A 23427-nucleotide genomic window follows, 5' to 3' on the forward strand; every position below is an offset into this window, starting at 1 on the left:
GTGGGCCGCGCCATCGTGGCCCATCGATGATGATGCAAAGAGGAACGGACTTCATGAACGACCAGATTCACTCCGGCGGCTCGGACCACGAGCACGGAGCACTTGGCGATGCCGAGTACGCGGAGTTCATGGAGCTCGCCGCGCAGGAGGGGTTCGACCCCGAGGAGGTCGAGGGCGCGATCGGTGAGGCCGGTCACGGACCGCTTCCCGTGCTCGCCGTCGTCGGCCGCCCGAACGTCGGCAAGTCGACGCTGGTGAACCGGATCATCGGCCGCCGTGAGGCCGTCGTCCAGGACAAGCCCGGCGTCACCCGTGACCGCGTCAGCTACGAGGCCGAGTGGGCCGGCCGCCGCTTCAAGGTCGTCGACACCGGCGGCTGGGAGCAGGACGTGCTGGGCCTCGACGCCTCCGTCGCCGCCCAGGCCGAGTACGCCATCGAGACGGCCGACGCGGTCGTCTTCGTGGTCGACGCCACCGTCGGCGCCACCGACACCGACGAGGCCGTCGTCAAGCTGCTGCGCCGCGCGGGCAAGCCCGTGGTCCTGTGCGCCAACAAGGTCGACGGACAGAGCGGAGAGGCCGACGCCACCGCGCTCTGGTCGCTCGGCCTCGGTGAGCCGCACCCGGTCTCCTCCCTGCACGGCCGCGGCACCGGCGACATGCTGGACGCCGTTCTGGAGGCCCTGCCCGAGGCCCCGGCCCAGACCTTCGGCACCGCGCTGGGCGGCCCGCGCCGCATCGCGCTCATCGGCCGCCCGAACGTCGGCAAGTCCTCCCTGCTGAACAAGGTCGCCGGCGAGGACCGCGTCGTCGTCAACGCCCTGGCCGGGACCACCCGCGACCCGGTCGACGAGCTGATCAAGCTCGGCGGCATCACATGGAAGTTCATCGACACGGCCGGCATCCGCCGCAAGGTCCACCTCCAGGAGGGCGCGGACTACTACGCCTCGCTGCGCACCGCGGCCGCGGTGGAGAAGGCCGAGGTCGCCGTCATCCTGATCGACTCGAGCGAGTCCATCAGCGTGCAGGACCAGCGGATCGTCACCATGGCGGTGGAAGCGGGCCGTGCCATCGTGATCGCCTTCAACAAGTGGGACACCCTCGACGAGGAGCGCCGCTACTACCTCGAGCGCGAGATCGACACGGAGCTCGCGCAGGTCGCCTGGGCCCCGCGCGTCAACGTCTCGGCCGTCACCGGCCGCCACATGGAGAAGCTGGTACCGGCGATCGAGACCGCGATCGAGGGCTGGGAGACCCGCGTCCCCACCGGCAGGCTGAACGCCTTCCTGGGTGAGATCGTCGCCTCCCACCCGCACCCGGTCCGTGGCGGTAAGCAGCCCCGCATCCTCTTCGGCACCCAGGCGGGCATCAAGCCGCCGCGGTTCGTCCTGTTCTCGTCCGGCTTCCTGGAGCACGGCTACCGCCGCTTCGTCGAACGCCGTCTGCGTGAGGAGTTCGGTTTCGCGGGCACCCCGCTGCACATCTCGGTGCGGGTGCGCGAGAAGCGCGGCCGCAAGAAGTAGGAGTACGACACGGCGAAGCCCCGGACCACCCGCACGGAGCGGGGGGCCCGGGGCTTCGCCGTACCGTTCAGGCGTCCGTGGACCCGGGGGGCAACGCCGCGGGCCGGGCGGGGCCGGCATGCCGGCCGACCCGCTGCCAGGAACCGGGGTTCCCGCCGCCCACGCCCTGACTTCCCTGAGCGTTCGCCGCGGCACGTCTGTTCAGCGGTGCACGGCTGCCGAACATCCCGATGCCGAACGTCCTGAAGCCGAGATTCTCCTCACCGGTGCGATCCCCGGGAAGCGCCCGGAACGATCGCCTGTACTCGGAGTACAGGGCGTCGTAGATCGGGGTCGGGGACTTGCCGCCCGAGGGGTCCTGCGACGGGCGCATGGCCGGAATCGGGGTCTGCTGCTGGCGAGGAGGGTCGTATGAGTGCACGTAGGTGCCAACGACCTCACCGCCCGTCGGATGCGGGCCGGACGGAGAAAACGCTGTTCGGCGTGCGGGGGAGGGCCGGACCGGCACGGTCAGGTCCCGGCGAGCGGCATCGTCGCGGCGACCAGGAGGCCGTTGACCGCGGCCTTGTCCAGCGCGTCACGGAGCAGGTCCTCGCGCGGCTGCTGACCGATGGAACCGGCCGGCGCGGCGAAGACCAGCACGCTCTGCGACTTGTTGGCGGCCGTCCGCCAGCCCTCGGTGACCTGGAGCGGCTGGTGGGCCTGCCACCAGGCGACCGGGCTGCCGCCGCCGGCGCCCGGCTGCAGCACGGCGTGCAGCTGGCCCATGGCCAGGAGGACCGACCAGCCGGGGAGGACGCCCGGCAGCCTGTTCAGATGCGGCGTGGGCAGGAAGCCCTGTTCCAGCAGGAGTTGGAGGAACTGGTCGCCGCCGCTGCCGTCGGTGCCGGGCCGGGCGATCGGCCCGGTCGGCTCGACGACCAGGGCCGGACGGAGGTCGTCCTCGATCAGGACGAGACCGCTGGTGATGCCGAGGACGGCCTGTTCGGGCATGAGGCCCTCCGGATTCTCCGGCTCGCTGCCGGTGATGGACCGCACGGCCCCCTGGAGCTGGTCCTCCGCGACCTGTACGACCTGCGAGGGGATGCAGGTCGCATGGGCGAAGGCGAGCACGGCGGTCTCGTCGCCGACGAAGAGCACCGTGCTGGTGCGCTCCTGGCCCGAGTCGCCCGGGGTGCGGCACGAGGTGCAGTCGTAACTGCCTGGGGCACTGTCGCCGACGAGCAGCCGGTCGGCTTCGGCATCGCCGATCTCGGCGCGTACGTCCTCGCTGACGTCGAGCATGCGCGGCACGGGTGGCTCCTCGAACTCGGTGCGTGGGCCGGGCGGTTCCCGGCTCATGAAGAGACAACGGAAGACCCGGCGCCGGGGTCACGCGCGAAACGGGAGATTAAGCGCCGGAGACGACGGGCCTGCGGACCTGAAGAACGCGCAGGTGATTCGGAGCCGAACATTCCGCGTAAGGGCCCCTGATGCACGCGCGTTCGTTCGAAACGTCACGGGTTCGTGCGACTCCTGTGCGAATGCTGTGCCGTCTCCTGACGCCGCGTAAGGTCCGTTGCAGACCAGTCGAACAGGGGAAACGACTACGTAATGCACATTTCATTTCTGCTCCACAACGCGTACGGCATCGGGGGAACGATCCGTACCACCTTCACGCTCGCCGGGACCTTGGCCGAGCAGCACGACGTCGAGATCGTCTCCGTCTTCCGGCACCGTGAGGACCCGAAGCTGGGGGCGCCCGCCGGCGTACGGATGAGCCATCTCGTCGACCTGCGCAAGTCGAGCCCGGGATACGAGGGGGCGGCGGCCGACCACGCCAGGCCCGCGTCCGTGTTCCCGCGCGGCGACAGCAGGCACCACCAGTACAGCAGGCTCACCGACCGCCGCATCGAGGCCTGTCTGGGCGCGCTGGGGGCCGACGTCGTCGTCGGTACGCGTCCCGGTCTCAACGTCCACATCAGCCGGCAGGCGAGGCGCGGAGCGGTCCGTGTCGGCCAGGAGCACCTGACCCTCGAGAGCCACGGCTACCGGCTGCGCCGGGAGATAAGCCACCGGTACGCGCTGCTCGACGCCGTCACGACCGTCACCGAGGCGGACGCCCGGGACTACCGCGCCAGGCTGCGGCTGCCCGGGGTACGGATCGAGGCCATCCCGAACAGCGTGCCGGAGCCCGCCGGTCCGCCCGCCGACGGCGACTCCAAGTGGATCGTGGCGGCGGGCCGACTGCACCGGGTCAAGCGCTACGACGTACTGATCCGGGCCTTCGCCGAGATCGCGGCGGTGCGTCCGGAGTGGCGGCTGAGGATCTACGGCGCCGGGGACGCGTCGGGCAACGAGCAGCAGGCCCTGCGTGTGCTCGTCGACGAGCTGGGACTCCGGGAGCGGGTGCTCCTCATGGGATCGGTCGCCCCGATGGAGGCGGAGTGGCCCAAGCACTCCGTCGCGGCCGTCACCTCCGAGCGGGAGTCGTTCGGCATGACCATCGTGGAGGCGATGCGCTGCGGGGTGCCGGTCGTGGCGACCGACTGCCCGCACGGACCCGCCGAGATCATCGACGACGGTACGGACGGGCGGCTGGTGCCGCTGGGGGACACCGGAGCCTTCGCGAAGGCCCTGCTCGGCCTGATCGACGACGACGCCCTGCGGCACCGGATGGGCCGGGCCGCCCTGATCTCCGCCGCACGGTTCGATCCGGCGCCGATCGCCGAGCGCCACGAGAAGCTCTTCACCGAGCTGGCCGCCCGGGGCGGGGGAAAGGGGTCGAGGGGCGTGCTGCGCACCGCGTTCCACCGTTCCAGGGGCGGTGTCCTGGACGGGGCGTACGCGGTGCGTGACAAGGCGGCGGGAGTGATCCGCCGGGGCCGGGCCTGACGCGGGGTGCCCGGACCGCTGTCCGGGCACCGTATCCCGGACCGCTGCATTCCGGATGGTGCGGGGGTCCGGGGCCTCTCCGGCGGGGTCCGTGGGCGCGGGCTTCCGGAAAGTAAGGCCCGTACAAGAGCAGGTTAATTCCAGGTGGCGCGCCCGTGGATTCCCCTTCGCGGAGAGCGTGGAAAAGCGGATGGCGCGCAGTCGCCGCTCTTCCGCAATTCCCTCCGGAGACCCTGCGGGGGATTTCATGCCGACGCCGCACAATTCGGCTCGTGTGCCGCCGGACTGCCGTTCGGGTGAAGTCGTCGGGCGTATACGTCCGTGGGGATCCTGTGACACAAGCGTGACCGCCGAGGTACACGCAGATGCACCGGACCCACGGGCGCGACCGCTTCCGCCACGACGCCGGGCGGCCTACGGTGAGAGGTATGGCACCTGTACCGACCCCTTCCGCCCAGCCGGACGACGCCCCCGAGTCCTACGTCGGCCTCGACGCCGAGACCGCCGAACGGCAGGCCAGAGCGCGTGGCTGGAGCACAGTCCGGGCTCTCCCACCCGGCACCGTCATCACCATGGAGTTCCGTGGCGGACGCATCAACTTCGAGGTGGACACCTCGACCGTGACCCGCTGCTGGGTCGGCTGAACCCGGCCCCCTGTGAGCGAAGGCCCCGACGGGAGTCGGGGCCTTCGCTGTGCGCGGGGCTGCGGTGCGATCCGTCCTCGCAGGTCAGGGGGCGACCGGACCGCCCGCCACCGGACGGGACGGGCCCGCGCTGTTCCGTGGTGAGCGGTCGGCGTGCGGCGGCCGGCGCGAGCCGCCCGGCGTCAGCGGCGTCCGCTCCGCCCGGACGGGGTGCGCCCGGGCCCTGGCAGCCGTACCCGGATGACCCGCGGGTCCCGCCGTCCCGGGCGCCGGTCCTCGGCCCGCGGCACTCCGGGGGTCCTCCGCACCCGCCCCCGGCGCCTGGCGCAGCAGGACCGGCTCTGGCGTCGCGGGAGCCGCGGGAGCGGACTTCCTGAGCCGGAGGCGGGCCCGCCACTGCTCGCGCACCGAGAGCACGAGGACCTCGGTACGGGTGATCAGCGGCTCGAACCAGGGCAGTGCCAGCAGGATCAGCAGGCCGGCCGCCCAGCCCAGCAGGACGTCGCTGAGCCAGTGGGTGCCGATGTAGACGGTGGTGAGCCCCACGCCCAGGGAGACGAACGCGGACAGGGCCGAGAGGTAGCGCCTGGCGCGTGGGGTGGTGGCCAGATAGGCGAGGATTCCCCAGGTCACCACGGCGTTGGCGGTGTGTCCCGAAGGAAATATATCGCCGCCGGCGAAGAGCTCCGCGGAGCCGATCTCGGTGGCGTAGTGCGGGCCGAGCCGCCCCAGGCCGAGCTTGACCGCGCCCACCGAAAGGTTGAGCAGCAGCAGGGAGGCGCCCAGCGTGAGCAGCGGGCGCAGCGTGTGCTGGCGCCATGAGCGCCAGCCGAGCCAGGCGGCGACCATCACGGCGGTGGGGCCACGCTGGCCGAGCACGACGTAGTAGTCGAGGAAGGCGTGGAGTTCCGGCCACTGCTGATAGGGCCGGAACAGCATGACCTTCCAGTCGAGGGCCACCAGCCAGGACGAGACCAGCACGGCGAGGACGATGGCGAGATAGAACGCCAAAGTCCCGCCGAAGAGAGCGATGCGGTGACGGCTCATCCGCGGGGTCTCTATCTTCGGCGGTTCCGGCTCCCGGTCCAGACGGGCAAAGATGTCGGTACGCACGCAATGGACGTTACAGCGAGTGAGTGTGTGATCCGGCCGATCCCGCGTCTTTGTGATGACGATGTGATGTGGACTTTGTCTCAGACGCGCATCCATTCCCCGTGTCCGGGGGAATGGTTTCGACCGATCAGATATTCGGTCCGGTCGCTATTCGTAGAAATGTTTGAGCCTCGATGAAATGACGCATTGTGGCGGCGCCGCACAGCGGTGGAGCCATTCGGAGGGAGCCGCCGGCCGCCGGGCGGGCGCGTCGCCGCGGCCCCCGTGCTGCGGTCCGGGCGTCACCCCGCGTGCGGACCGCACGTGGACGGCGAAGTGGTGTACGCCACACCCGGTGGCTCGTGAACGTATGAGCTGCGCCACGCGTGACCACCTGGAACTCGCGTACGCTGACGGCTCACTCGCCCGTCGATGCCGGGCCCGGGGGCGCGCCGTGAGCCGGATCCCCGGAGGTCTGCCGAGCGCGAGGGACTCAGTGTGGGAGGTACGTACATGACCGGGACGTCCACGGCCGTGAGCAGGCTGCGCGGAGCAGCCGACGGTGCCAACCGCTGGGTCGTCCTGATCGTCCTCTGCCTCAGCCTCCTGCTCGTGGCGCTCGACGCGACCGTGCTGCACGTCGCCGTCCCCGCCGTCACCGAGGACCTCAGGCCCAGCGCCGTCGGCCTGTTGTGGATCGTGGACGCCTACCCGCTGGTCTGCGCCTCTCTGCTGATCCTCTTCGGCACGCTCGGTGACCGGATCGGCAGGCGGCGCGTCCTCCTCTTCGGTTACGCGCTCTTCGGGGCCGCCTCCGCGCTCGCCGCGACGGCCGATTCGCCCGGTGTGCTGATCGTGGCGCGTGCCCTGCTCGGTGTGGGCGGCGCGATGATCATGCCGGCCACGCTGTCGATACTCCGCCAGGTCTTTCCCGACCGCCGGGAGCGGGCCCTGGCCATCGGCATGTGGACCGCGGTCGCCGCGGTCGGTGCCGCGGCCGGGCCGGTCGTCGGCGGCTTCCTCGTCGAGCACTACTGGTGGGGTTCGGTCTTCCTCGTCAACGTTCCGCTCATGGCGCTCATACTCCCGGCCGCGCGGTGGCTGCTGCCCGAGTCCCGCGGCGACAGCGAAGGCCCCTGGGACGTGCTCGGCGCCCTGATGGCCGCGGCAGGCGTGCTCGGAGTCGTCCTCGGTATCAAGCGGATCGGTGGCGGAGAGGGGCTGCTGAATCCTGCCACCCTCGTCCCGCTGCTCGCCGGGGCCGCGCTGCTCGTCCTCTTCGTCCGCAGGCAGAAGCGGCGCAGGCACCCGCTGATCGACATCGCGATGTTCTCCCGGCCCGCCTTCACCACCGCGGTCGGCTGCATCGTGCTCGCCATGCTGGCCCTGGTCGGCCTGGAGCTGATCGCGGTCCAGTACCTCCAGCTGGTTCTGGACCTCAGTCCGCTGGAGACCGGTCTGAGGCTGCTGCCGCTGACCTTCGCCGCCATGGCGGCCGGCGCCACGGGTTCGTACACCCTGAGCCGTGTCGGTCCCCGCCGGATGGTCGGCTGGGGTTTCGTGCTCACGGCGGCCTCGGTGCTCCTGCTGACCCTGATGGGCCAGCACGACCGGCCCTTGCTGCTGACCGCCGGCTTCGTGCTGCTGGGCTTCGGGCTGCAGTCCACCCTCTTCGGGGCGTACGAATCGATGCTGAGTGAGGTCCCCGCCGAGCGCGCGGGAGGCGCTGCCGCGATCGGCGAGACCTCGTACCAGCTGGGCGCGGGCCTGGGGATCGCGCTGCTCGGCAGCGTCATGAACGCGGCCTACGCCCCCGGGCTCTCCCGGCTGGCCGAGGAGGGCGTGCCCGCCGCCGCGGGATCGGCCGCGTCGCGTTCGCTGGGCGAGGCCTACCAGGTCGCCGGCCGGCTGGGCGGCCCCATGGGGGACCTGCTGCGGAACACGGCCCGGCACGCCTTCGTCGACGGTCTTCACATCACGTTGCTGGTCAGTGCGGGGCTGCTGCTGCTCGGGGCGCTGGCGGCGCTGCGCCTGCCGCCCGTCATGGACTGTCCCGAGGTCAAGGACGCGTGCCGGGAGACCGCGGCCGCCGTGCCGGAACAGGCCACAGGGCGCGAAGCCGTCGGCCCCGCGCCCCACCGGGAAGCCCGTCCGGCCCCGGCGCCGGACGCCCAGGGGCACAGGATTCCCCTTCCCGGCCGGCGCGAACCCGCCGAGGCCACGGGCTCTGGACGGGCGGCACGCTGAGCCGTAACGTCGGCACGGCGCCGTAACTACCACTGCTAGTTTTAGTACCGTGGCGCGTTTCTGTACCGTGCGAGCCGCCGGAGGCACCCATGTCCACCACCGAGTCCGCGAACCCGTCCAGGCCGTCGGAGCCGTCGAGGCGGCAACCGTTCGACCCGGGTGACCCCCTCGGCATCGACGACCTCCTCGACCCCGAGGACCTCGCGATCCGCGACACCGTCCGCACGTGGGCCACCGACCGGGTCCTGCCGCACATCGCCGAGTGGTACGAGAACGGCGAGCTGCCCGGCATCCGCGAGCTGGCCCGAGAGCTGGGGTCGCTCGGCGCGCTGGGTATGTCCCTGAAGGGATACGGCTGCGCGGGAGCGAGCGCCGTGCAGTACGGCCTGGCCTGTCTGGAGCTGGAGGCCGCCGACTCCGGCATCCGCTCCCTGGTCTCGGTCCAGGGCTCCCTGGCCATGTACGCGATCCACCGCTTCGGTTCCGAGGAGCAGAAGGAGCGTTGGCTCCCGGGCATGGCGGCCGGCGAGACCATCGGCTGCTTCGGCCTCACCGAACCGGATCACGGCTCCGACCCGGCGGGGATGCGGACCCACGCCAGGAGGGACGGCGGGGACTGGATCCTCACCGGCCGCAAGATGTGGATCACCAACGGGTCGGTGGCCGGGGTCGCCGTCGTATGGGCGCAGACCGACGAGGAGGGCGGCGGCGCGGGAATCCGCGGCTTCGTCGTGCCGACGGACAGTCCCGGCTTCTCCGCACCCGAGATCAGGCACAAGTGGTCGCTGCGCGCCTCCGTCACCAGCGAGCTGGTCCTCGACGGCGTACGGCTGCCCGCCGACGCGGTCCTGCCCGGGGCCACCGGGCTGCGCGGCCCGCTCAGCTGCCTCAGTCACGCCCGCTACGGGATCGTCTGGGGGGCCATGGGCGCGGCGCGGGCGAGCTTCGAGGCGGCTCTCGACTACGCCAGGTCCCGGGAGCAGTTCGGCCGGCCCATCGGCGGATTCCAGCTCACCCAGGCCAAGCTGGCGGACATGGCCCTGGAGCTGCACAAGGGCATCCTGCTCGCCCACCATCTGGGCCGCCGGATGGACGCGGGCACGATCCGCCCGGAACAGGTCAGCTTCGGAAAGCTCAACAACGTGCGGGAGGCGATCGAGATCTGCCGCACCTCGCGGACGATTCTCGGCGCCAACGGGATCTCCCTGGAATACCCGGTGATGCGTCACGCGACGAATCTGGAGTCGGTGCTCACCTACGAGGGAACCGTGGAGATGCACCAGCTGGTGCTGGGCAAGGCGCTCACCGGCCTGGACGCCTTCCGGTAGGCCTCCCGGCGAGCGCCTGCTCAGCTCTGGTTGAAGAAGCCGTCGGCCGGCCGGCCGGCGGCTTCGCCGTTGACCACCTGGGTGTGGGCCGGGGACAGCAGGAAGACCCGGGTCGCCACGCGTTCGATCGAGCCGTGCAGCCCGAAGATCAGCCCCGCGGCGAAGTCCACGACGCGCTTGGCGTCGCCCGGGTCCATGGCGGTGAGGTTCACGATCACCGGCACACCGTCCCGGAAGAGCTCACCGATGGCGCGCGCGTCCCGGAAGCTGTCCGGGGTGACGCTGGCGATCCGGCGGCCCGTGTCCTGGGCCTTCTCGGAAGCGACCTGGACCCGCGGGTCGGTCACCCATGGCTGATTCGTGCCGGTCTCCGCATCCTCGGAGTACTCGTCGTCGTAGTACCGCTCGTCGTTGTCCTCCACGAGGCCCAGCCAGGCGCTCGCCTTGCGCACCGATCCCATGGACGCCTCCTCTCACCGCGGTTCGTTGGTGTTCCGTATCTCTTTCCTATCCCCATGGTCGTCCATGATGCGGATACAGCGCCAAGGGGATAGCCGCCGTGCTGGCGATTCGTAACGCTACTGGTGCAGAACATGTGGCGATTCGTCAGGGTACCTACCGCATCTAGGGGGTTGCGGAACGAAAATATGATCCTGCCCGCCCGTACGGGTGATATGGGGGGCGTACGGGTGAACGGATCGCTCGATACGATGCACGCCGCGCAGGCGCACGAGCGCTGATCGTCAGACGAACGGCTCCCGGGGGATCGTTGTGTTCGGAATCGTGAGGCCATGTACCCATCGGCTCACCGAAGGGCTCAAGACGGAGTGGATGGCTCATCTCTGCGGGCTGTGCCTCGCTCTTCGGGCGGACCATGGCCAGTTCGCACGCGTCGTCACGAACTACGACGGCCTCATCGTCTCGGTCCTGACGGAGGCTCAGACCGAACGCTCCGCGGAGCAGCGGCGTACGGCGGGACCCTGCCCGCTGCGCTCGATGCGGACGGCGCCGGTCGCCCGCGGCGAGGGGGCCAGGCTGGCCGCCGCCGTGTCACTCGTGCTGGCGTCCGCGAAGGTGCGCGACCATGTGGCCGACCGTGACGGGCTGTTGAAGCGGCGTCCGGTGGCCGCCGCGGCACGCCGGGTCGCGGCAGGCTGGGACAGGGCGGGGGCGCGTACCGGGGCGGAGCTCGGCTTCGACACGGCGCTCTTGGTCGACGCCGTCGACCGGCAGACCGGGATCGAGTCCCTCGCGGGGCCCGGCACCCCGCTGCTGACGGTCACGGAACCCACCGAGACGGCGACGGCCGCGGCCTTCGCGCACACCGCCGTCCTCGCGGGCAAGCCGCAGAACGCCGCGCCGCTCGCCGAGGCCGGGCGGCTCTTCGGGCGGCTCGCCCATCTGCTGGACGCCGTGGAGGACCGCGGAACTGACGCGGCGTCGGGTGCGTGGAACCCACTCACCGCGACCGGTACACCGCTGAGCGAGGCCCGCCGCCTGTGCGATGACGCCCTGCACGGAGTGCGTCTCGCGATGCGGGACGCGGAATTCACCGACAGCACGCTGGCGCACGTCCTCCTGGTGCACGAGCTGCGGCGGTCCGTGGACCGGGCCTTCGGCTCGACGGCGTGCTCTCACCAGCCGGGGGGAGAGCTGTCGGGGGCGTACGGTCCGCCGCCCGGTAACCCGTACGCCCCGACCCCCGGCGGCCCTGCGGGACCGCCCCTTCCGCCCGAGCCGCCCCGCAACCGGCGTGGCCTCATCGCCGGCTGTCTGGTCTGGGCCGGGCTCGCATGCACCTGCCAGCTCTGCTGCGCCGGCAGCTTCCACGACCCCTGGAGCGGTCAGGAGCGCGAAGGGCTCTGTCACAAGAACGACTGCTGCGACTGGTGCGAGGGCTGCGGGGAGGGCTGCAACTGCTGCAACAACTGCTGCAGCTGCTGCGACGGCTGCGACTGCGGCTGCGACTGCTGAAGGCACGTCAGGCAGTCGCAGCCCGGGGGACTCGCGTGAGCCCGGATCTCACGTGAGCCAGGAGCTGACCGGATCTCACGTGAGCCCGGAGCTCACCGCATTTCGGGGCTCACCTGATCTCGGGCGGGGAGATCTGCGACGTCCGGATCGCCGATTGGGAGGTGCCCCACTTCTTCAGGATGCGGTCGTACGTCCCATCGGCCTCGAGGCCGTTGACCGCGGCCTGGAAAGCAGGCGCCAGCGGGGTCCCCTTCTTGAAGGCGAAGCCGACGTCCAGCCGTTTGTACTCGTTGAGGAAGCGCAGCCCCTCCTGCTGGGTCACGGCGTACCGCAGTCCGTTGATCGTGCTCATCAGGACGTCGCTGCGGCCCTGCTGGAGGGAGATCCAGACGGCGGCCTGATCGGCGTACGTCCTGACCTCGTACGGCTTCTCGCCCGCGTCGGCGCACCGGTGCCTGTTCTCGTCCAGGGTCGCCTCGAAGGTCGTCCCGGCGCCGGTGCCGACGGTCAGGCCGCAGAGCTGCGTGAGGTCGGTGACCTTCTTCAGGTCGCTGTCGTCACGGACGGCGAATCCCTGCCCGTCGTTGATGTACGTGACGAAGTCGATCGTCTTCCTGCGCTCGTCCGTCACACCGAAGTTGCCGGTGCCCACGTCGTACTTGCCGCTTCCGAGGGCCGGCAGGATCGCTTCGAAGGAGGCGACCTCCCGCTTCAGCTCCAGCCCGAGCGCCCGGGCCACCGCGTCCGCGAAGTCGATGTCGGCGCCCGCGAGCGTCCTGCCGTCCTCCTGGTAGAAGGCGCCGGGCGGAGCGCCGACGCTGGACGCCAGGGACAGCGTTCCCGAGGCGCGCACCTTCTCGGGCAGCAGCTTCGCCGCGTCGTCGTTCCGCTTCACCGATGTCACCACGTCGGTCGTCGGGGTCTTCCCCCTGGCGGCGGACCCGGCACCGGCCGGTGCGGTGGCGGGGCCACCCGATCCGCAGGCGGTGAGCGAGAGGGTGGCCGCGGTGATGAGTGCGAAGGCAGCGGTCTGCCGGGTTCGGGGCATGACGGAGTTTCTCCGGGTTCGTCGACCGGGCCCCGGTGCCTGGGCAGCACGGGGCGTCGCGGCGGGAGATCAGCGATGCGAGGGGAGGGCCGAGCGGTGTTGTGTGCGCGAAGGGACGCGGGGGAGCACGCTCGCACGCCGACAGGGGTACGAGCGGGAAGAACGAGGACGCAGGGGGGTCAGCTCAACAGGAACAGGACCACACACGACCGAAGTCGATGTGGGAGCGGGTGACCAGCCACAGCTGCGGATACATGGCCCAAGTGGAACAGGCATCCGGTTGCGCGTCAACCGAGGTGAGACGTACGGCTCACACTGTGGACACGCTTGACAACAGGGCCGGGTGGCGCTTTTCTCTGAAGCGGACCGGCGCTGAGGGGCCCGGTCCACGTTGTGTCACGCACCGAAGGCACGCCCCGTGTTCGATCTCTGCATCCACGGAGCCTTCGCATGTCCGCGCAGACAGAAATCCATGCCCCGTCACCTCCCGCCCCACCGGTCGAACGCGCCGGGAGCACCATCCCGCGCATCGTCCCCGTACGTCGAACAGGCCAGTGGGCCGCGGCCGTCGTCGTCCTGCTCCTGCTCGCGGGGACCCTGGTCTCCGTCGTCCGCAACGACGCCTTCCAGTGGGGCGTCGTCGGTGACTACCTCACGACCGGCTCGGTACTGCGAGGCCTGGGCCTCACCCTGTGGCTCACCGGCCTCGTCATGGTGCTCGGCTTCGCCCTCGGCACCCTGCTCGCGGTGTTCAGGCTCTCCGGCAACCGCGTACTCCAGGCGGTGAGCTGGGGCTACATCTGGCTGTTCAGGTCGACACCGATCCTGGTCCAGCTGCTCTTCTGGTTCAACATCGGCGCCCTCTACCCGCACATCCTGGGCGTCAGCACCGTCAACCTCCTCGGTCCGGTCGCCGTCGCCGTCATCGGGCTCACGCTCCACGAGGCCGCGTACGCCGCCGAAGTGGTCCGCGGCGGCATCCTGTCCGTCGAACGCGGACAGCTGGAGGCAGCCCAGTCCCTCGGCCTCCGGCCGTGGCGCCGGCTCCGGCGGATCGTGCTGCCGCAGGCCATGCGCTCCATCGTCCCGCCCGCCGGCAACATGCTGATCGGGACGCTGAAGGGCACCTCGATCGTCAGCATCATCGCCGTGCAGGACCTCCTGTACTCCGTACAGCTCGTCTACCACCGCACCTACGAGGTCATCCCGCTGCTGCTGGTCGCCACCCTCTGGTACGTGGCCGTCACCTCGCTCCTGTCCATCGGCCAGTACTACGTCGAACGCCACTACGCACGCGGCACGGCGGGCGCGCGGTGACCGGCGCACCCGTGCTCGTCGTCATCGGCGGCGGACCGCGCGGCACCGGAGTCATCGAACGCATAGCCGCCAACGCCGCCGAGCTGTACGGCGACCGGCCCCTGGACATCCACCTCGTCGACCCGTACCCGCCGGGCGGCGGCCGCATCTGGCGGCAGGACCAGTCCCCGCTGCTCCGGATGAACTCCATGGCCGAGGACGTCACCATGTTCACCGACGACACGGTCCAGCTGGACGGCCCGGTCCGGCCGGGCCCCGCCCTGCACACCTGGGCGGCGGACGTTCGCGAAGGGCGGACCGAAGTCGCCGCCGACCCCGGGGTCCTGGACGAGATACACCACCTCGGCGACCAGGACTTCCCCAGCCGGAGGCTGCAGAGCGCCTATCTGCGCTGGGTGTACGAACAGACGCTCGCCGCGCTCCCGCCCGGCATCACCGTCCACGAGCACACCGGCTGCGCGCTGCGCCTCTCCGGACCCCGTGGCGGCCGGCAGCGTGTCCGGATCCAGGGGCGGTCCGAGCCGCTCGTCGCCGATCTCGTCGTGCTGACCGTCGGCCACCTCGACGCCCGGCCGGACGCCGAACAGCAGGAGCTGACCGCCTTCGCCGCACGCCACGGACTGGTCCACCTGCCGCCCGACTTCACCGCCGACACCGACCTCACGGCCCTGCCCGCGGGGGAGCCCGTCCTCGTGCGCGGCTTCGGCCTCGCCTTCGTCGACCTGATGGTGCTGCTCACCGAGGGGCGCGGCGGACGCTACGAGAACGGGACCTACGTCCCCTCCGGCAAGGAACCCGTCCTGTACGTCGGGTCGCGGCGAGGCGTCCCGTACCACTCGAAGATCGGCTACACCTGGCAGGGCGAACGGCCGCCCCTGCCCCGTCACTTCGGCCCCGCCCAGGTGGCGGACGTCCTCGGCCGCCCCGGCCCCGTGGACTTCCGGCGCGACCTGTGGCCGCTGGTCACCAAGGAGCTCGGCCACGCCCACTACCACCGGCTCTTCACCGCCCATCCCGGGCGCACCGCCATGGACCGGGAGGACTTCGAGGAGAAGTACGCCGCGGCCGGGCCCGGCAGCCCCGAGCTCGCGGCCCTCATCGCCTCGGCGGTCCCCGACCCGGCCGACCGGCTCGACCTCGACGCCCTCGACCATCCGCTCGACGGGGTGCGCCACACCTCGTACGACGCGCTGCAGGACGGACTGCGCGCGTACATCGCCGCCGACCTCGAACGACGGCACGACCCCCGGCACAGCCCCGACCTCGCCGTGTTCCTCGGACTGCTCTCCGTCTACGGACAGTTGACGGGCCTCGGTGACATCGGCGCGTGGTGGCACGGCTTCTTCAGCCATCTCGCCTCCGGGCCGCCCGGCCCCAGACTGCGCCAGCTCCTCGCCCTCTCGCAGGCCGGCGTCGTCCGCTTCCTCGGCGCAGACATGACCGTCGAGGCCGACGAGGAACAGGGCGTCTTCCGCGGCCGCAGTGCCACCGTGCCCGGCACGTACACCGAAGCCCGCGTCCTGGTCGAGGCCAGGCTGCCCGACCCCTCACTGCGCAGGACCCGCAGCCCGCTGCTGAGCGGACTGTACGAGGACGGCGCGGCCGGCACCGGCTCCGGACTGCTCTCCGTCGACCCCGCCGACGGCCGGATCCTGGACCGCGACGGCCGGCCCCACCCGCGCCGCTTCGCCCTGGGCCCCTGCACCACCGCACGCTCCAGCGGTGCCTTCACGCGGCCGCGCACCGGCGGCCCGGCCTTCCGGCAGAACGACGCCACCGCCCGGACGGCGCTCGCGTTCCTGCGCGACCTCTCCTGTCGGGACCGCCTCACCGCGTGAGCACGGCCCCTGTCCGCCCCTCTGTCGCAGAAGGAACCTCCACCGTGTCGCTGACCAGCGATCCACCTGTCCACCCACCGGCCGCGACCGCCGTCGCCCACCGTGCTCTCCGTCCTCCACCACTACGTCGAACGGGGGCCGTGCGATGAGCGCACCCACAGCAGAAGCCACCGGGTCCGACGCCATGGTCGAGATCCGGTCCGTGCACAAGAGTTTCGGTCCGCTCGAGGTGCTCCGGGGCATCGACCTGACCGTGCGCGCGGGTGAGGTGACCGTCGTCCTCGGGCCGTCCGGATCCGGGAAGTCCACCCTGCTGCGCACCATCAACCACCTGGAGAAGGTCGACCAGGGGTGGATCAGCGTCGACGGCACCCTGGTGGGCTACCGCAGGTCCGGCAACAAGCTGTACGAGCTGCGAGAGCGGGAGGTCCTGCGCCAGCGCACCCGGATCGGCTTCGTCTTCCAGAACTTCAACCTCTTCCCGCACCTCACCGTGCTGGAGAACGTCATCGAGGCTCCGGTCGCCGCCCTGGGCCGCCCCCGCAAGGACGCCGTCGCCGCGGCGGAGAGGCTCCTGGCCCGGGTCGGGCTCGCCGACAGGACCGGGGCCTACCCCAAGCAGCTCTCGGGAGGCCAGCAGCAGCGCGTCGCGATCGCCCGCGCCCTCGCGCTCGAACCGAAACTGCTGCTCTTCGACGAGCCGACCTCGGCGCTCGACCCCGAACTCGTCGGCGAGGTCCTCGACGTCATCAAGGACCTGGCCCACGGGGGCACCACGATGATCGTCGTCACGCACGAGATCGGCTTCGCCCGCGAGGTCGCCGACACCGTCGTCTTCATGGACGAGGGACGGATCGTCGAGCAGGGCCCGCCCGCCGACGTACTCGACCGCCCCGCCCGGGAGCGCACCCGCGCCTTCCTCTCCAAGGTCCTCTGAGCCATGTCCCCGCAGTCAAGGACCCGGATCGGCAGCGAGAACGCCCCCGCCGCGATCGACCACATCATCCAGGACGGCTCGTACGCCGAGGTGCCCACGCGCTGGGGCCGTTCCAACGAGGCCGTCGAGAAGTCGGAGATCGACCCGCCCGGCCTCCCCAAGACCGAGAGGTCCCGCATGTCCGCCACCAGGCCACTCCACCTCGCCGCCGAGATCGGCGGCCCGCCACGCTACGACGCCGGCTCCCACGTCGCGCTGGCCCGCCTCGCCGAAGGAGGAGCGCTCGACTTCGTCACGCTGAACGACTCCTTCGCACGCCCCGGCCCCGACGCGCTCGCCGTGCTGGCCCGCGTCGCCCCCGCCACCACCCGGATCGGCCTCGTGCCGACCGTCACCACCACCCACACCGAGCCCTTCCACGTCTCCTCCGCCGTCGCCACCCTCGACTGGGTGAGCAAGGGCCGGGCCGGCTGGCACGTCGACGTGTCGACGACCGAGGCCGAGGCCCGGCTGTTCGGCCGGCGCCCCGCCGCACCCGCCACCGCGCTGTGGCAGGAGGCGGGGGAGGCCGCAGACGCCGGAGCGCGGCTGTGGGACAGCTGGGAGGACGACGCGCAGATCCGGGACGTGGCCACCGGCCGCTTCGTCGACCGCGACAAGCTGCACTACGTCGACTTCGAGGGCAGCACCTTCTCCGTCCGCGGCCCGGCCATCGTGCCGCGGCCGCCGCAGGGCCGGCCCGTCACCGTCGTCGACGCCACGAGCGGCCCGGCCCGCGAGCCCGCCGCACGGCACGCCGACGTCGCCTACGTACGCGCCGCCTCACCCGAACAGGCCGCCGCGCTCCGCGAGGAGCTGCGCCGTGCCGCCGCGGCCCACGGCCGCGACCCCGACAGCCTCAGGGTTCTCGCCGCACTCACCGTCGACCTGGGGGACGCCGAGACCACCCCCGAGCCCGGACTCGGGAGGGGCCCGCAACACGCCGGGCGGGGGACCTACTTCCGGGGCGGCCCGGTGGACCTCGCCGAGCTCATCACCCGGTGGCACCGGGGCGGGGCCGTGGACGGCTTCCACCTCATCCCCATCACACCGGAGCGCGACCTGGAGCGGATCGTCAACGGGACCGTGGCCCTGCTGCAGCACCGCAGTCTGTTCCGCACCTTCTACCCGGGCGGCACACTCCGCGAGCACCTCGGCCTCGGCCGCCCCGCCAACCGCTACACGCGCGCGAGCACCTCAGGGGCGACGTCATGAAGCAGATGCACCTCGCCGCCCACTTCCCGGGCGTCAACAGCACCACCGTGTGGGCCGATCCCCGCTCACGGAGCCAGATCGACTTCACCTCCTTCGAACACCTGGCCAGGACGGCAGAGCGGGGGAAGTTCGACTTCTTCTTCCTCGCGGAGGGGCTGCGGCTGCGCGAGCACAACGGCCGCATCCACGACCTCGACGTGGTCGGCCGCCCCGAATCCCTCACCGTCCTCAACGCCCTGGCAGCCGTCACCGAACGTCTCGGGCTCGCCGCCACGGTCAACGCGACCTTCAACGAGCCGTACGAGCTCGCCCGCCGTCTCGCCACGCTCGACCATCTCAGCGCGGGCCGCGCCGCGTGGAACGTGGTGACCTCGTCGGACGCCTTCACCGGCGAGAACTTCCGCCGCGGCGGCTACCTCGACCGTGCCGACAGATACACCCGCGCGGCCGAGTTCGTCTCCACCGCACGTGAGCTGTGGGACTCCTGGACGCCGGACGGCACCTCCCGTCCGTTCGCGCACTCCGGGCAGCACTTCGGGATCTCCGGGGAGTTCACCGTCCCCCGCTCACCTCAGGGCCACCCCGTCGTCATCCAGGCAGGGGACTCCGACGAGGGCCGTGAGTTCGCGGCGTCCGCGGCCGACGTCATCTTCACCCGGCACGGCACCCTGGAAGCCGGGCGGATCTTCTACGCCGACGTCAAGGCACGCCTCGAGAAGTACGGCAGGCAGCCGGCTGACCTGAAGATCATGCCCGGGGTCACCGTCGTCCTGGGTGACACGGACACGGAGGCCCAGGACAACGCCGCCGCGATCCGCCGGCAGCAGGTCTCCCCGCAGAACGCGATCCTCGCCCTCGAACAGGTCTGGGGACGCGACCTCTCCACGTACGACCCCGACGGCCCCCTCCCCGACATCGATCCCGACCCCGGATCGAGCCTGGTCCAGGGCAGGGTCAGGGTCGCGGACCCCTTGGCCGTGGCCGCGAAATGGCGGGAGCTCTCCCGGGCCGAGGGACTGTCCATCCGTCAGACGGTCATCGAGACGACAGCGCGGCAGTCCTTCGTCGGGTCCCCGGAGACGGTCGCCGCGGAACTGGAGAAGTTCGTCGCCGCCGACGCGGCCGACGGTTTCATCCTCGTACCGCATCTCACCCCCGGCGGCCTCGACGGCTTCGTCGACCGGGTCGTCCCGCTCCTCCAGGAACGTGGAGCCTTCCGCTCCGAATACACCGGCTCCACGCTGAGGTCGCACCTCGGCCTGGCCGAGCCGGTGTGGAAAGGTTGACCGCATGAGCACGGACGCACAGCAGGACAGCGAGGAGTTCCACGCCTGGCAGCGCTGGCACGAGGGGCGCATCGTCGCCGTGGCCGCGCCCCACGGACCGCTCTCCCTCACCGGCACCCACTGGCTCGCCGACCACCCGGAGGGGCGAATTCCGGCCGTACCCGGGCTGTGGCGCGAGGAGGGCGACGACGTGGTGCTCGCCGCCACCCCCGAGGACGGGCTGACCGTCGACGCGAAACCACTGGCCGGAGAGGTCCGCCTGGGCGCCGACCGGGGCCCCATCGACGCGTCCAGGGTGGCGCAGGGCGAGCGCCGGCTGGTCGTGCTGAGCCGTGAGGGCCTGTGGGCGGTGAGGGACTTCGACCCGCAGTCCCCGGTCCGCCAGGCGTTCCGGACCATCGACGCCACCCCGTACGACCCGACGTGGTCGCTGGACGGTGTCTTCCGGCCCTACGGCTCCGACCGGACCGTCCGCGTGGAGAACGCCGACGGGCGCGAGAGGGGGCTGGGGCTCTCGGGCGAGATCGCCTTCACGGTGGACGGCGCCGAGCACACCCTCCAGGTGGCGGTCGAACCCGACGGTTCGCTCTGGGCCGTCTTCGCCGACACCACCAGCGGGGACACCAGTTACCGTTTCCGCTTCCTGCGGCCCCCGGCGCCCGACGCCGACGGCGGGGTGCGGGTCGACTTCAACCGCACCCTGCTGCCGCCGTGCGCCTTCGCCGACCACTTCATCTGCCCCTTCCCGCCGCCGGGCAACACGCTCACGGTGGCTGTCCCGGCAGGGGAGCGGAACCGTATCGACGGCTGATCCGTCCCACCCGCGACGAGAGGGCCGGCACACCGGCCCCAGCAGCCCCGGGGCTGCCGGGGCCGGCATCCGAGTGTGCCGAATCGGCCGAAAACGCATCCTTGTGCGGCACGTCGGCGCCCCCCGATACTCCCGAGCAGCGCCCGTCAGGGGCACGACTCCTCCGAAAATCGAACGCTTTCGGAACGTTGTCGTGTCTCATGACCGCGCCTCACGGGCCCGGCCCCCACACGCGGGCCCCCGATTCCCCTCGGGAGGAACGAGAAGTGAGGATCAAGCGCAGCACCCCCCGCACCGGCGGCATCGCGAGACGCAGCCGGATCACAGCCGTCGCCGCAGGCTTCGTGGCCGTCGCCGCGCTCGCCGTTCCCGCGGCCAACGCCGATCAGTCCGAGACCTACAGCGCGAGCCGGCTCAGTGCCGCGGGATCGGCCGTGCTCCGGGCCGATGTCGCCGGCACCGCCTGGAACGTCGCCCCGGCGACCGGACGCCTCCTCGTCACCGTCGACAGCACCGTGTCGCAGGCGGAGATCAACAAGATCAAGAAGGCCGCCGGAGCCGACGCGGGCGCCCTGCGGATCGAACGCACCCCCGGAAAGTTCACCAAACTGATCTCGGGCGGCGACCCCGTCTACGCCTCCGGCTGGCGCTGCTCCCTCGGCTTCAACGTCCGCAGCGGCAACACCTACTACTTCCTGACGGCAGGTCACTGCACCGAGGGCGCCGACACCTGGTGGTCCGACGCGGCCCACACCACGGTCCTCGGCACCACCGAGGGATCCAGCTTCCCCGTCAACGACTACGGCATCGTCCGCTACACCAACACCTCGGTCACCAAGTCCGGCACGGTCGGCAGCCAGGACATCACCAGCGCGGCCAACGCCACCGTCGGCATGTCCGTCACCCGCAGGGGCTCCACCACCGGCACCCACAGCGGCTCCGTCACCGGCCTCAACGCCACGGTCAACTACGGCGGCGGGGACGTCGTATACGGCATGATCCGCACCAACGTGTGCGCCGAACCCGGCGACTCCGGCGGCCCCCTCCACTCGGGCACCCGGGCGATCGGCCTCACCTCGGGCGGCAGCGGCGACTGCACCTCCGGAGGGACGACCTTCTTCCAGCCGGTCACCGAAGCACTGAGCGCGTACGGCGTCAGCGTGTTCTGACCCGGCACGGCGCCGCCGCGCTCCCGTGAGCCCCCGCCGATTTCCGGCGGGGGCTCCCCTTCGGCCCGCGGCTTTTGAGAGCATGGCAGGACGGCCGGTCGCAGAGGCACCACGGGGGGCGGACGACGCGTCTCCGGAGGGATGCCTCCGGGAGCCCCCGCAGACACCAGGGGGTTCCACGTCCGTGAAACGCATCGGAGTGACCGGTCACCGCTCCATCCCCCAGGAGATCCACGCGCACGTGCTGGACGAGCTGAGGGCGGCGCTGTGCGGACACGAGGGTTCCCTGGAGGCGCTCTCCAGCCTGGCGGTCGGAGCCGACCAGCTCTTCGCCGCTCTCGCACTGGCCCAGGGCGCGGAGCTGACCGTGGTCGTCCCCAGCGGCGACTACGAGGCCGGCTTCGCAGACGAGGCGGACCTCCGGCGCTACCGGACGCTCAAGGCCCGCGCCGCCCGCGAGATCCGCCTCGACTTCCCGCACTCCACCGACGAGGCCTACTACGCGGCGGGAACCTACATCGCCGACCACTGCGACAGGCTGGTGGCGGTGTGGGACGGACGGCCCGCAAGAGGACTGGGCGGCACCGGCGACATCGTGACGTACGCCCGCGGTCTCGGGCTGCCGGTCACCGTCATCTGGCGGGACGGCGTGGAGCGCGGCTGAGCCCGCACTCCGTCACATCCGGTGCCTGACCAGCCAGTCCGTGTGCTCGGGCGACACGATCCGCTCGGTCTCGAAGACGGCGGCCGCCCACTGCCGCTCGGTGAGGGTGGTCTCCATGGCGGCCTGCATGTTCTCCAGGTCCTCCTCGACCAGGGAGTGCGCGGTCACCAGAGGGTGATGGCGGCGCATCTCGTTCCAGGCGAGACAGGCCGCGGCGGCGGCGGAGAACGTCCCCGTGAGCGCGAACGAGCCCCCGCCGCCGAAGGTCTGCAGCACGGCGAGGACCAGCGCCGGAAGCGTCAGGGCGGCAATCGTGCTGGACCAGACGAGCGCACCGCGCCGGGACACCAGCCTGCGCCTGCGGTACCAGCGACGCTGTTCGATCAGCCGGTCACGGACATACGTCTCCTTCCGTACGGTGAACGCCTTGTCCCGCAGCTCCCTCATGGACGCGGTGATGAGCGCACCGCCCGAGTCCGCCAGCTCCTCCCGGGGGTCGTCCCATCCGACCTTGCGCAGCTCCTGGAGCCCTTCCTCGAGCCGGCTGGCGAACACGGCCTCGGGATACTGGACGCCGGAGTCGAACGGGGAGCCGTGGACCGCGTAGCGCCAGCAGTTGGACTTGATGAACTCTGCGGCGGAGCGGTTGAGTTGCCAATGCGACTTTGCTTTGCGCCGAGTGGCGAGATAGGTCGTGATCAGGACACCGAGGTAGGCCAACACCGCGATACCATCGAGGAGTTGGATGTGGGAGCCGACCACGGCGTGCCAGGGCAGGGCGGCGGGCGCGGTGCCCACGACGAGCAGGATCAGCTGGCCGCGGGTGGTGTTGACCGCCTCACGCCGGCGTGCGACGGCGACAGCGTCGGTGTGGTGGAAGAGCGCGGGCAGATCAGCGCTCCTGAAGACCATGCTCCGCAGTGGCCCGGGAATCGCTGCCATGATCACTCCTGTATTCGGTGTAGTGGTCATCCCGGTCCTTGCGCGAATGGGTTCCGGCCCATTCGGAGTATTTCCCGAATCGCTCGGGTTACGGCTGTGGGAGGCGAGTTGCACGCCGGGGCCATGAGAGTAAAGTCGTGCCGCCGGACACTGCAATGGTGCAGGTGCCGGTGCTGTTTCCGTGTCCGGAACGAGCCCATCAAGGACGGCCGTGAAGACCTACGAATCCACCCCGAGCTTCGCTGTCGCGAAGCGTCGTGTGCCGCTTGCGAAGATCGACACATCCGGCAGTGCAGCAGCCAGGAGGATGGGCCGCGTGCTCGCGACGGCAGGCAGCCGTCCGACACAGATCTCGACATTCAACTCCTCGCTGTAGGAACGGCAGAACCGACGGTTCCGTAGAGCTGAAAACATTTCACCCGTTCGGTCGATCGGCTACCGCAGCCGGGGGCCGGATTGACGGCTGTTGCTGGACTAGA

Annotated in this window: 21 protein-coding genes; 15 read left to right on the forward strand and 6 right to left on the reverse strand. The window is 71.1% G+C overall.

The genetic code is table 11. The annotated features are described in order from the left end of the window. The first annotated feature begins 53 nt into the window (after positions 1-53). Positions 54-1523 (forward strand): ribosome biogenesis GTPase Der, encoded by a 1470-nt coding sequence (der, locus tag ABZ441_RS20215; RefSeq protein ID WP_358975771.1) that lies wholly within the window; start codon positions 54-56, stop codon positions 1521-1523. A gap of 67 nt (positions 1524-1590) precedes the next feature. Here der and ABZ441_RS20220 read toward each other — a convergent pair whose 3' ends face one another. After that, a complete protein-coding gene (locus tag ABZ441_RS20220) occupies positions 1591-1896 on the reverse strand; it encodes a hypothetical protein (protein WP_358975774.1) in 306 nt (101 codons plus the stop codon). A 137-nt stretch (positions 1897-2033) separates the two neighbouring features. Continuing rightward, positions 2034-2816, reverse strand: coding sequence for a hypothetical protein (locus ABZ441_RS20225; RefSeq protein WP_358975776.1), 783 nt, complete (start codon positions 2814-2816; stop codon positions 2034-2036). A 300-nt stretch (positions 2817-3116) separates the two neighbouring features. Here ABZ441_RS20225 and ABZ441_RS20230 point away from each other — a divergent pair, with 300 nt between their 5' ends. Beyond that, the gene (locus ABZ441_RS20230; RefSeq protein ID WP_358975779.1) at positions 3117-4397 is read left to right on the forward strand and encodes a glycosyltransferase family 4 protein; all 1281 of its coding nucleotides are present in this window, start codon (positions 3117-3119) and stop codon (positions 4395-4397) included. Between the two features lie 428 nt (positions 4398-4825). Continuing rightward, positions 4826-5041: an I78 family peptidase inhibitor gene (locus ABZ441_RS20235; protein WP_358975782.1), complete on the forward strand. Its 216-nt coding sequence runs from the start codon at positions 4826-4828 to the stop codon at positions 5039-5041. A gap of 84 nt (positions 5042-5125) precedes the next feature. On the opposite strand, the gene ABZ441_RS20240 is transcribed toward ABZ441_RS20235, so the two are convergent. Beyond that, a complete protein-coding gene (locus ABZ441_RS20240) occupies positions 5126-6154 on the reverse strand; it encodes a phosphatase PAP2 family protein (RefSeq protein ID WP_358975785.1) in 1029 nt (342 codons plus the stop codon). Positions 6155-6646: 492 nt separating this feature from the next. Here ABZ441_RS20240 and ABZ441_RS20245 point away from each other — a divergent pair, with 492 nt between their 5' ends. Both ABZ441_RS20245 and ABZ441_RS20250 read left to right on the forward strand, forming a co-directional pair. Further along, positions 6647-8380: an MFS transporter gene (locus ABZ441_RS20245; protein ID WP_358975788.1), complete on the forward strand. Its 1734-nt coding sequence runs from the start codon at positions 6647-6649 to the stop codon at positions 8378-8380. A gap of 89 nt (positions 8381-8469) precedes the next feature. After that, the gene (locus tag ABZ441_RS20250) at positions 8470-9708 is read left to right on the forward strand and encodes an acyl-CoA dehydrogenase family protein (protein ID WP_358975790.1); all 1239 of its coding nucleotides are present in this window, start codon (positions 8470-8472) and stop codon (positions 9706-9708) included. A gap of 20 nt (positions 9709-9728) precedes the next feature. On the opposite strand, the gene ABZ441_RS20255 is transcribed toward ABZ441_RS20250, so the two are convergent. Further along, positions 9729-10169 carry a cell division protein SepF gene (locus ABZ441_RS20255; RefSeq protein WP_358975793.1) on the reverse strand — a complete coding sequence of 147 codons (441 nt, stop codon included), beginning with the start codon at positions 10167-10169 and terminating at the stop codon, positions 9729-9731. A gap of 310 nt (positions 10170-10479) precedes the next feature. Here ABZ441_RS20255 and ABZ441_RS20260 point away from each other — a divergent pair, with 310 nt between their 5' ends. Further along, complete coding sequence (locus ABZ441_RS20260) at positions 10480-11682, forward strand: DUF5685 family protein (RefSeq protein WP_358975796.1); 1203 nt, start codon at positions 10480-10482, stop codon at positions 11680-11682. 109 nt (positions 11683-11791) lie between these two features. Here the strand turns inward: ABZ441_RS20260 and ABZ441_RS20265 are convergent, their stop codons facing one another. After that, the gene (locus ABZ441_RS20265; RefSeq protein ID WP_358975798.1) at positions 11792-12730 is read right to left on the reverse strand and encodes an ABC transporter substrate-binding protein; all 939 of its coding nucleotides are present in this window, start codon (positions 12728-12730) and stop codon (positions 11792-11794) included. Between the two features lie 450 nt (positions 12731-13180). On the opposite strand from ABZ441_RS20265, the gene ABZ441_RS20270 reads away from it, so the two are divergent. The 8 genes from ABZ441_RS20270 (at position 13181) to ABZ441_RS20305 (ending at position 22006) form a co-directional block, all read left to right on the forward strand. Next, positions 13181-14047: an amino acid ABC transporter permease gene (locus ABZ441_RS20270; protein WP_358975801.1), complete on the forward strand. Its 867-nt coding sequence runs from the start codon at positions 13181-13183 to the stop codon at positions 14045-14047. Then, positions 14044-15885: an FAD/NAD(P)-binding protein gene (locus ABZ441_RS20275; protein WP_358975803.1), complete on the forward strand. Its 1842-nt coding sequence runs from the start codon at positions 14044-14046 to the stop codon at positions 15883-15885. The genes ABZ441_RS20270 and ABZ441_RS20275 overlap by 4 nt, the downstream gene beginning before the upstream one ends. A 184-nt stretch (positions 15886-16069) precedes the next feature. Beyond that, complete coding sequence (locus tag ABZ441_RS20280) at positions 16070-16822, forward strand: amino acid ABC transporter ATP-binding protein (RefSeq protein ID WP_358976004.1); 753 nt, start codon at positions 16070-16072, stop codon at positions 16820-16822. A 177-nt stretch (positions 16823-16999) separates the two neighbouring features. Further along, positions 17000-18076, forward strand: a complete 1077-nt coding sequence (locus tag ABZ441_RS20285; protein WP_358976007.1) for an LLM class flavin-dependent oxidoreductase — start codon at positions 17000-17002, stop codon at positions 18074-18076. Continuing rightward, a complete protein-coding gene (locus ABZ441_RS20290; protein WP_358975806.1) occupies positions 18073-19362 on the forward strand; it encodes an NtaA/DmoA family FMN-dependent monooxygenase in 1290 nt (429 codons plus the stop codon). The genes ABZ441_RS20285 and ABZ441_RS20290 overlap by 4 nt, the downstream gene beginning before the upstream one ends. A 4-nt stretch (positions 19363-19366) precedes the next feature. After that, positions 19367-20173, forward strand: coding sequence for a DUF1684 domain-containing protein (locus tag ABZ441_RS20295; protein ID WP_358975808.1), 807 nt, complete (start codon positions 19367-19369; stop codon positions 20171-20173). 266 nt (positions 20174-20439) lie between these two features. Continuing rightward, positions 20440-21342, forward strand: coding sequence for a S1 family peptidase (locus ABZ441_RS20300; RefSeq protein WP_358975811.1), 903 nt, complete (start codon positions 20440-20442; stop codon positions 21340-21342). Positions 21343-21526: 184 nt separating this feature from the next. Continuing rightward, on the forward strand, positions 21527-22006 hold the full coding sequence (locus tag ABZ441_RS20305; protein ID WP_358975812.1) for a hypothetical protein: 480 nt from the start codon (positions 21527-21529) through the stop codon (positions 22004-22006). 12 nt (positions 22007-22018) lie between these two features. Here the strand turns inward: ABZ441_RS20305 and ABZ441_RS20310 are convergent, their stop codons facing one another. Continuing rightward, the gene (locus ABZ441_RS20310; RefSeq protein WP_358975814.1) at positions 22019-22948 is read right to left on the reverse strand and encodes a DUF4231 domain-containing protein; all 930 of its coding nucleotides are present in this window, start codon (positions 22946-22948) and stop codon (positions 22019-22021) included. 211 nt (positions 22949-23159) lie between these two features. On the opposite strand from ABZ441_RS20310, the gene fxsA reads away from it, so the two are divergent. Continuing rightward, positions 23160-23324 (forward strand): FxSxx-COOH cyclophane-containing RiPP peptide, encoded by a 165-nt coding sequence (fxsA, locus tag ABZ441_RS20315; protein ID WP_358975816.1) that lies wholly within the window; start codon positions 23160-23162, stop codon positions 23322-23324. Positions 23325-23427: the final 103 nt, after the last annotated feature.

The sequence above is a fragment of the Streptomyces sp. NPDC005752 genome (genome assembly GCF_040630715.1).
Taxonomy (GTDB): Bacteria; Actinomycetota; Actinomycetes; order Streptomycetales; family Streptomycetaceae; genus Streptomyces.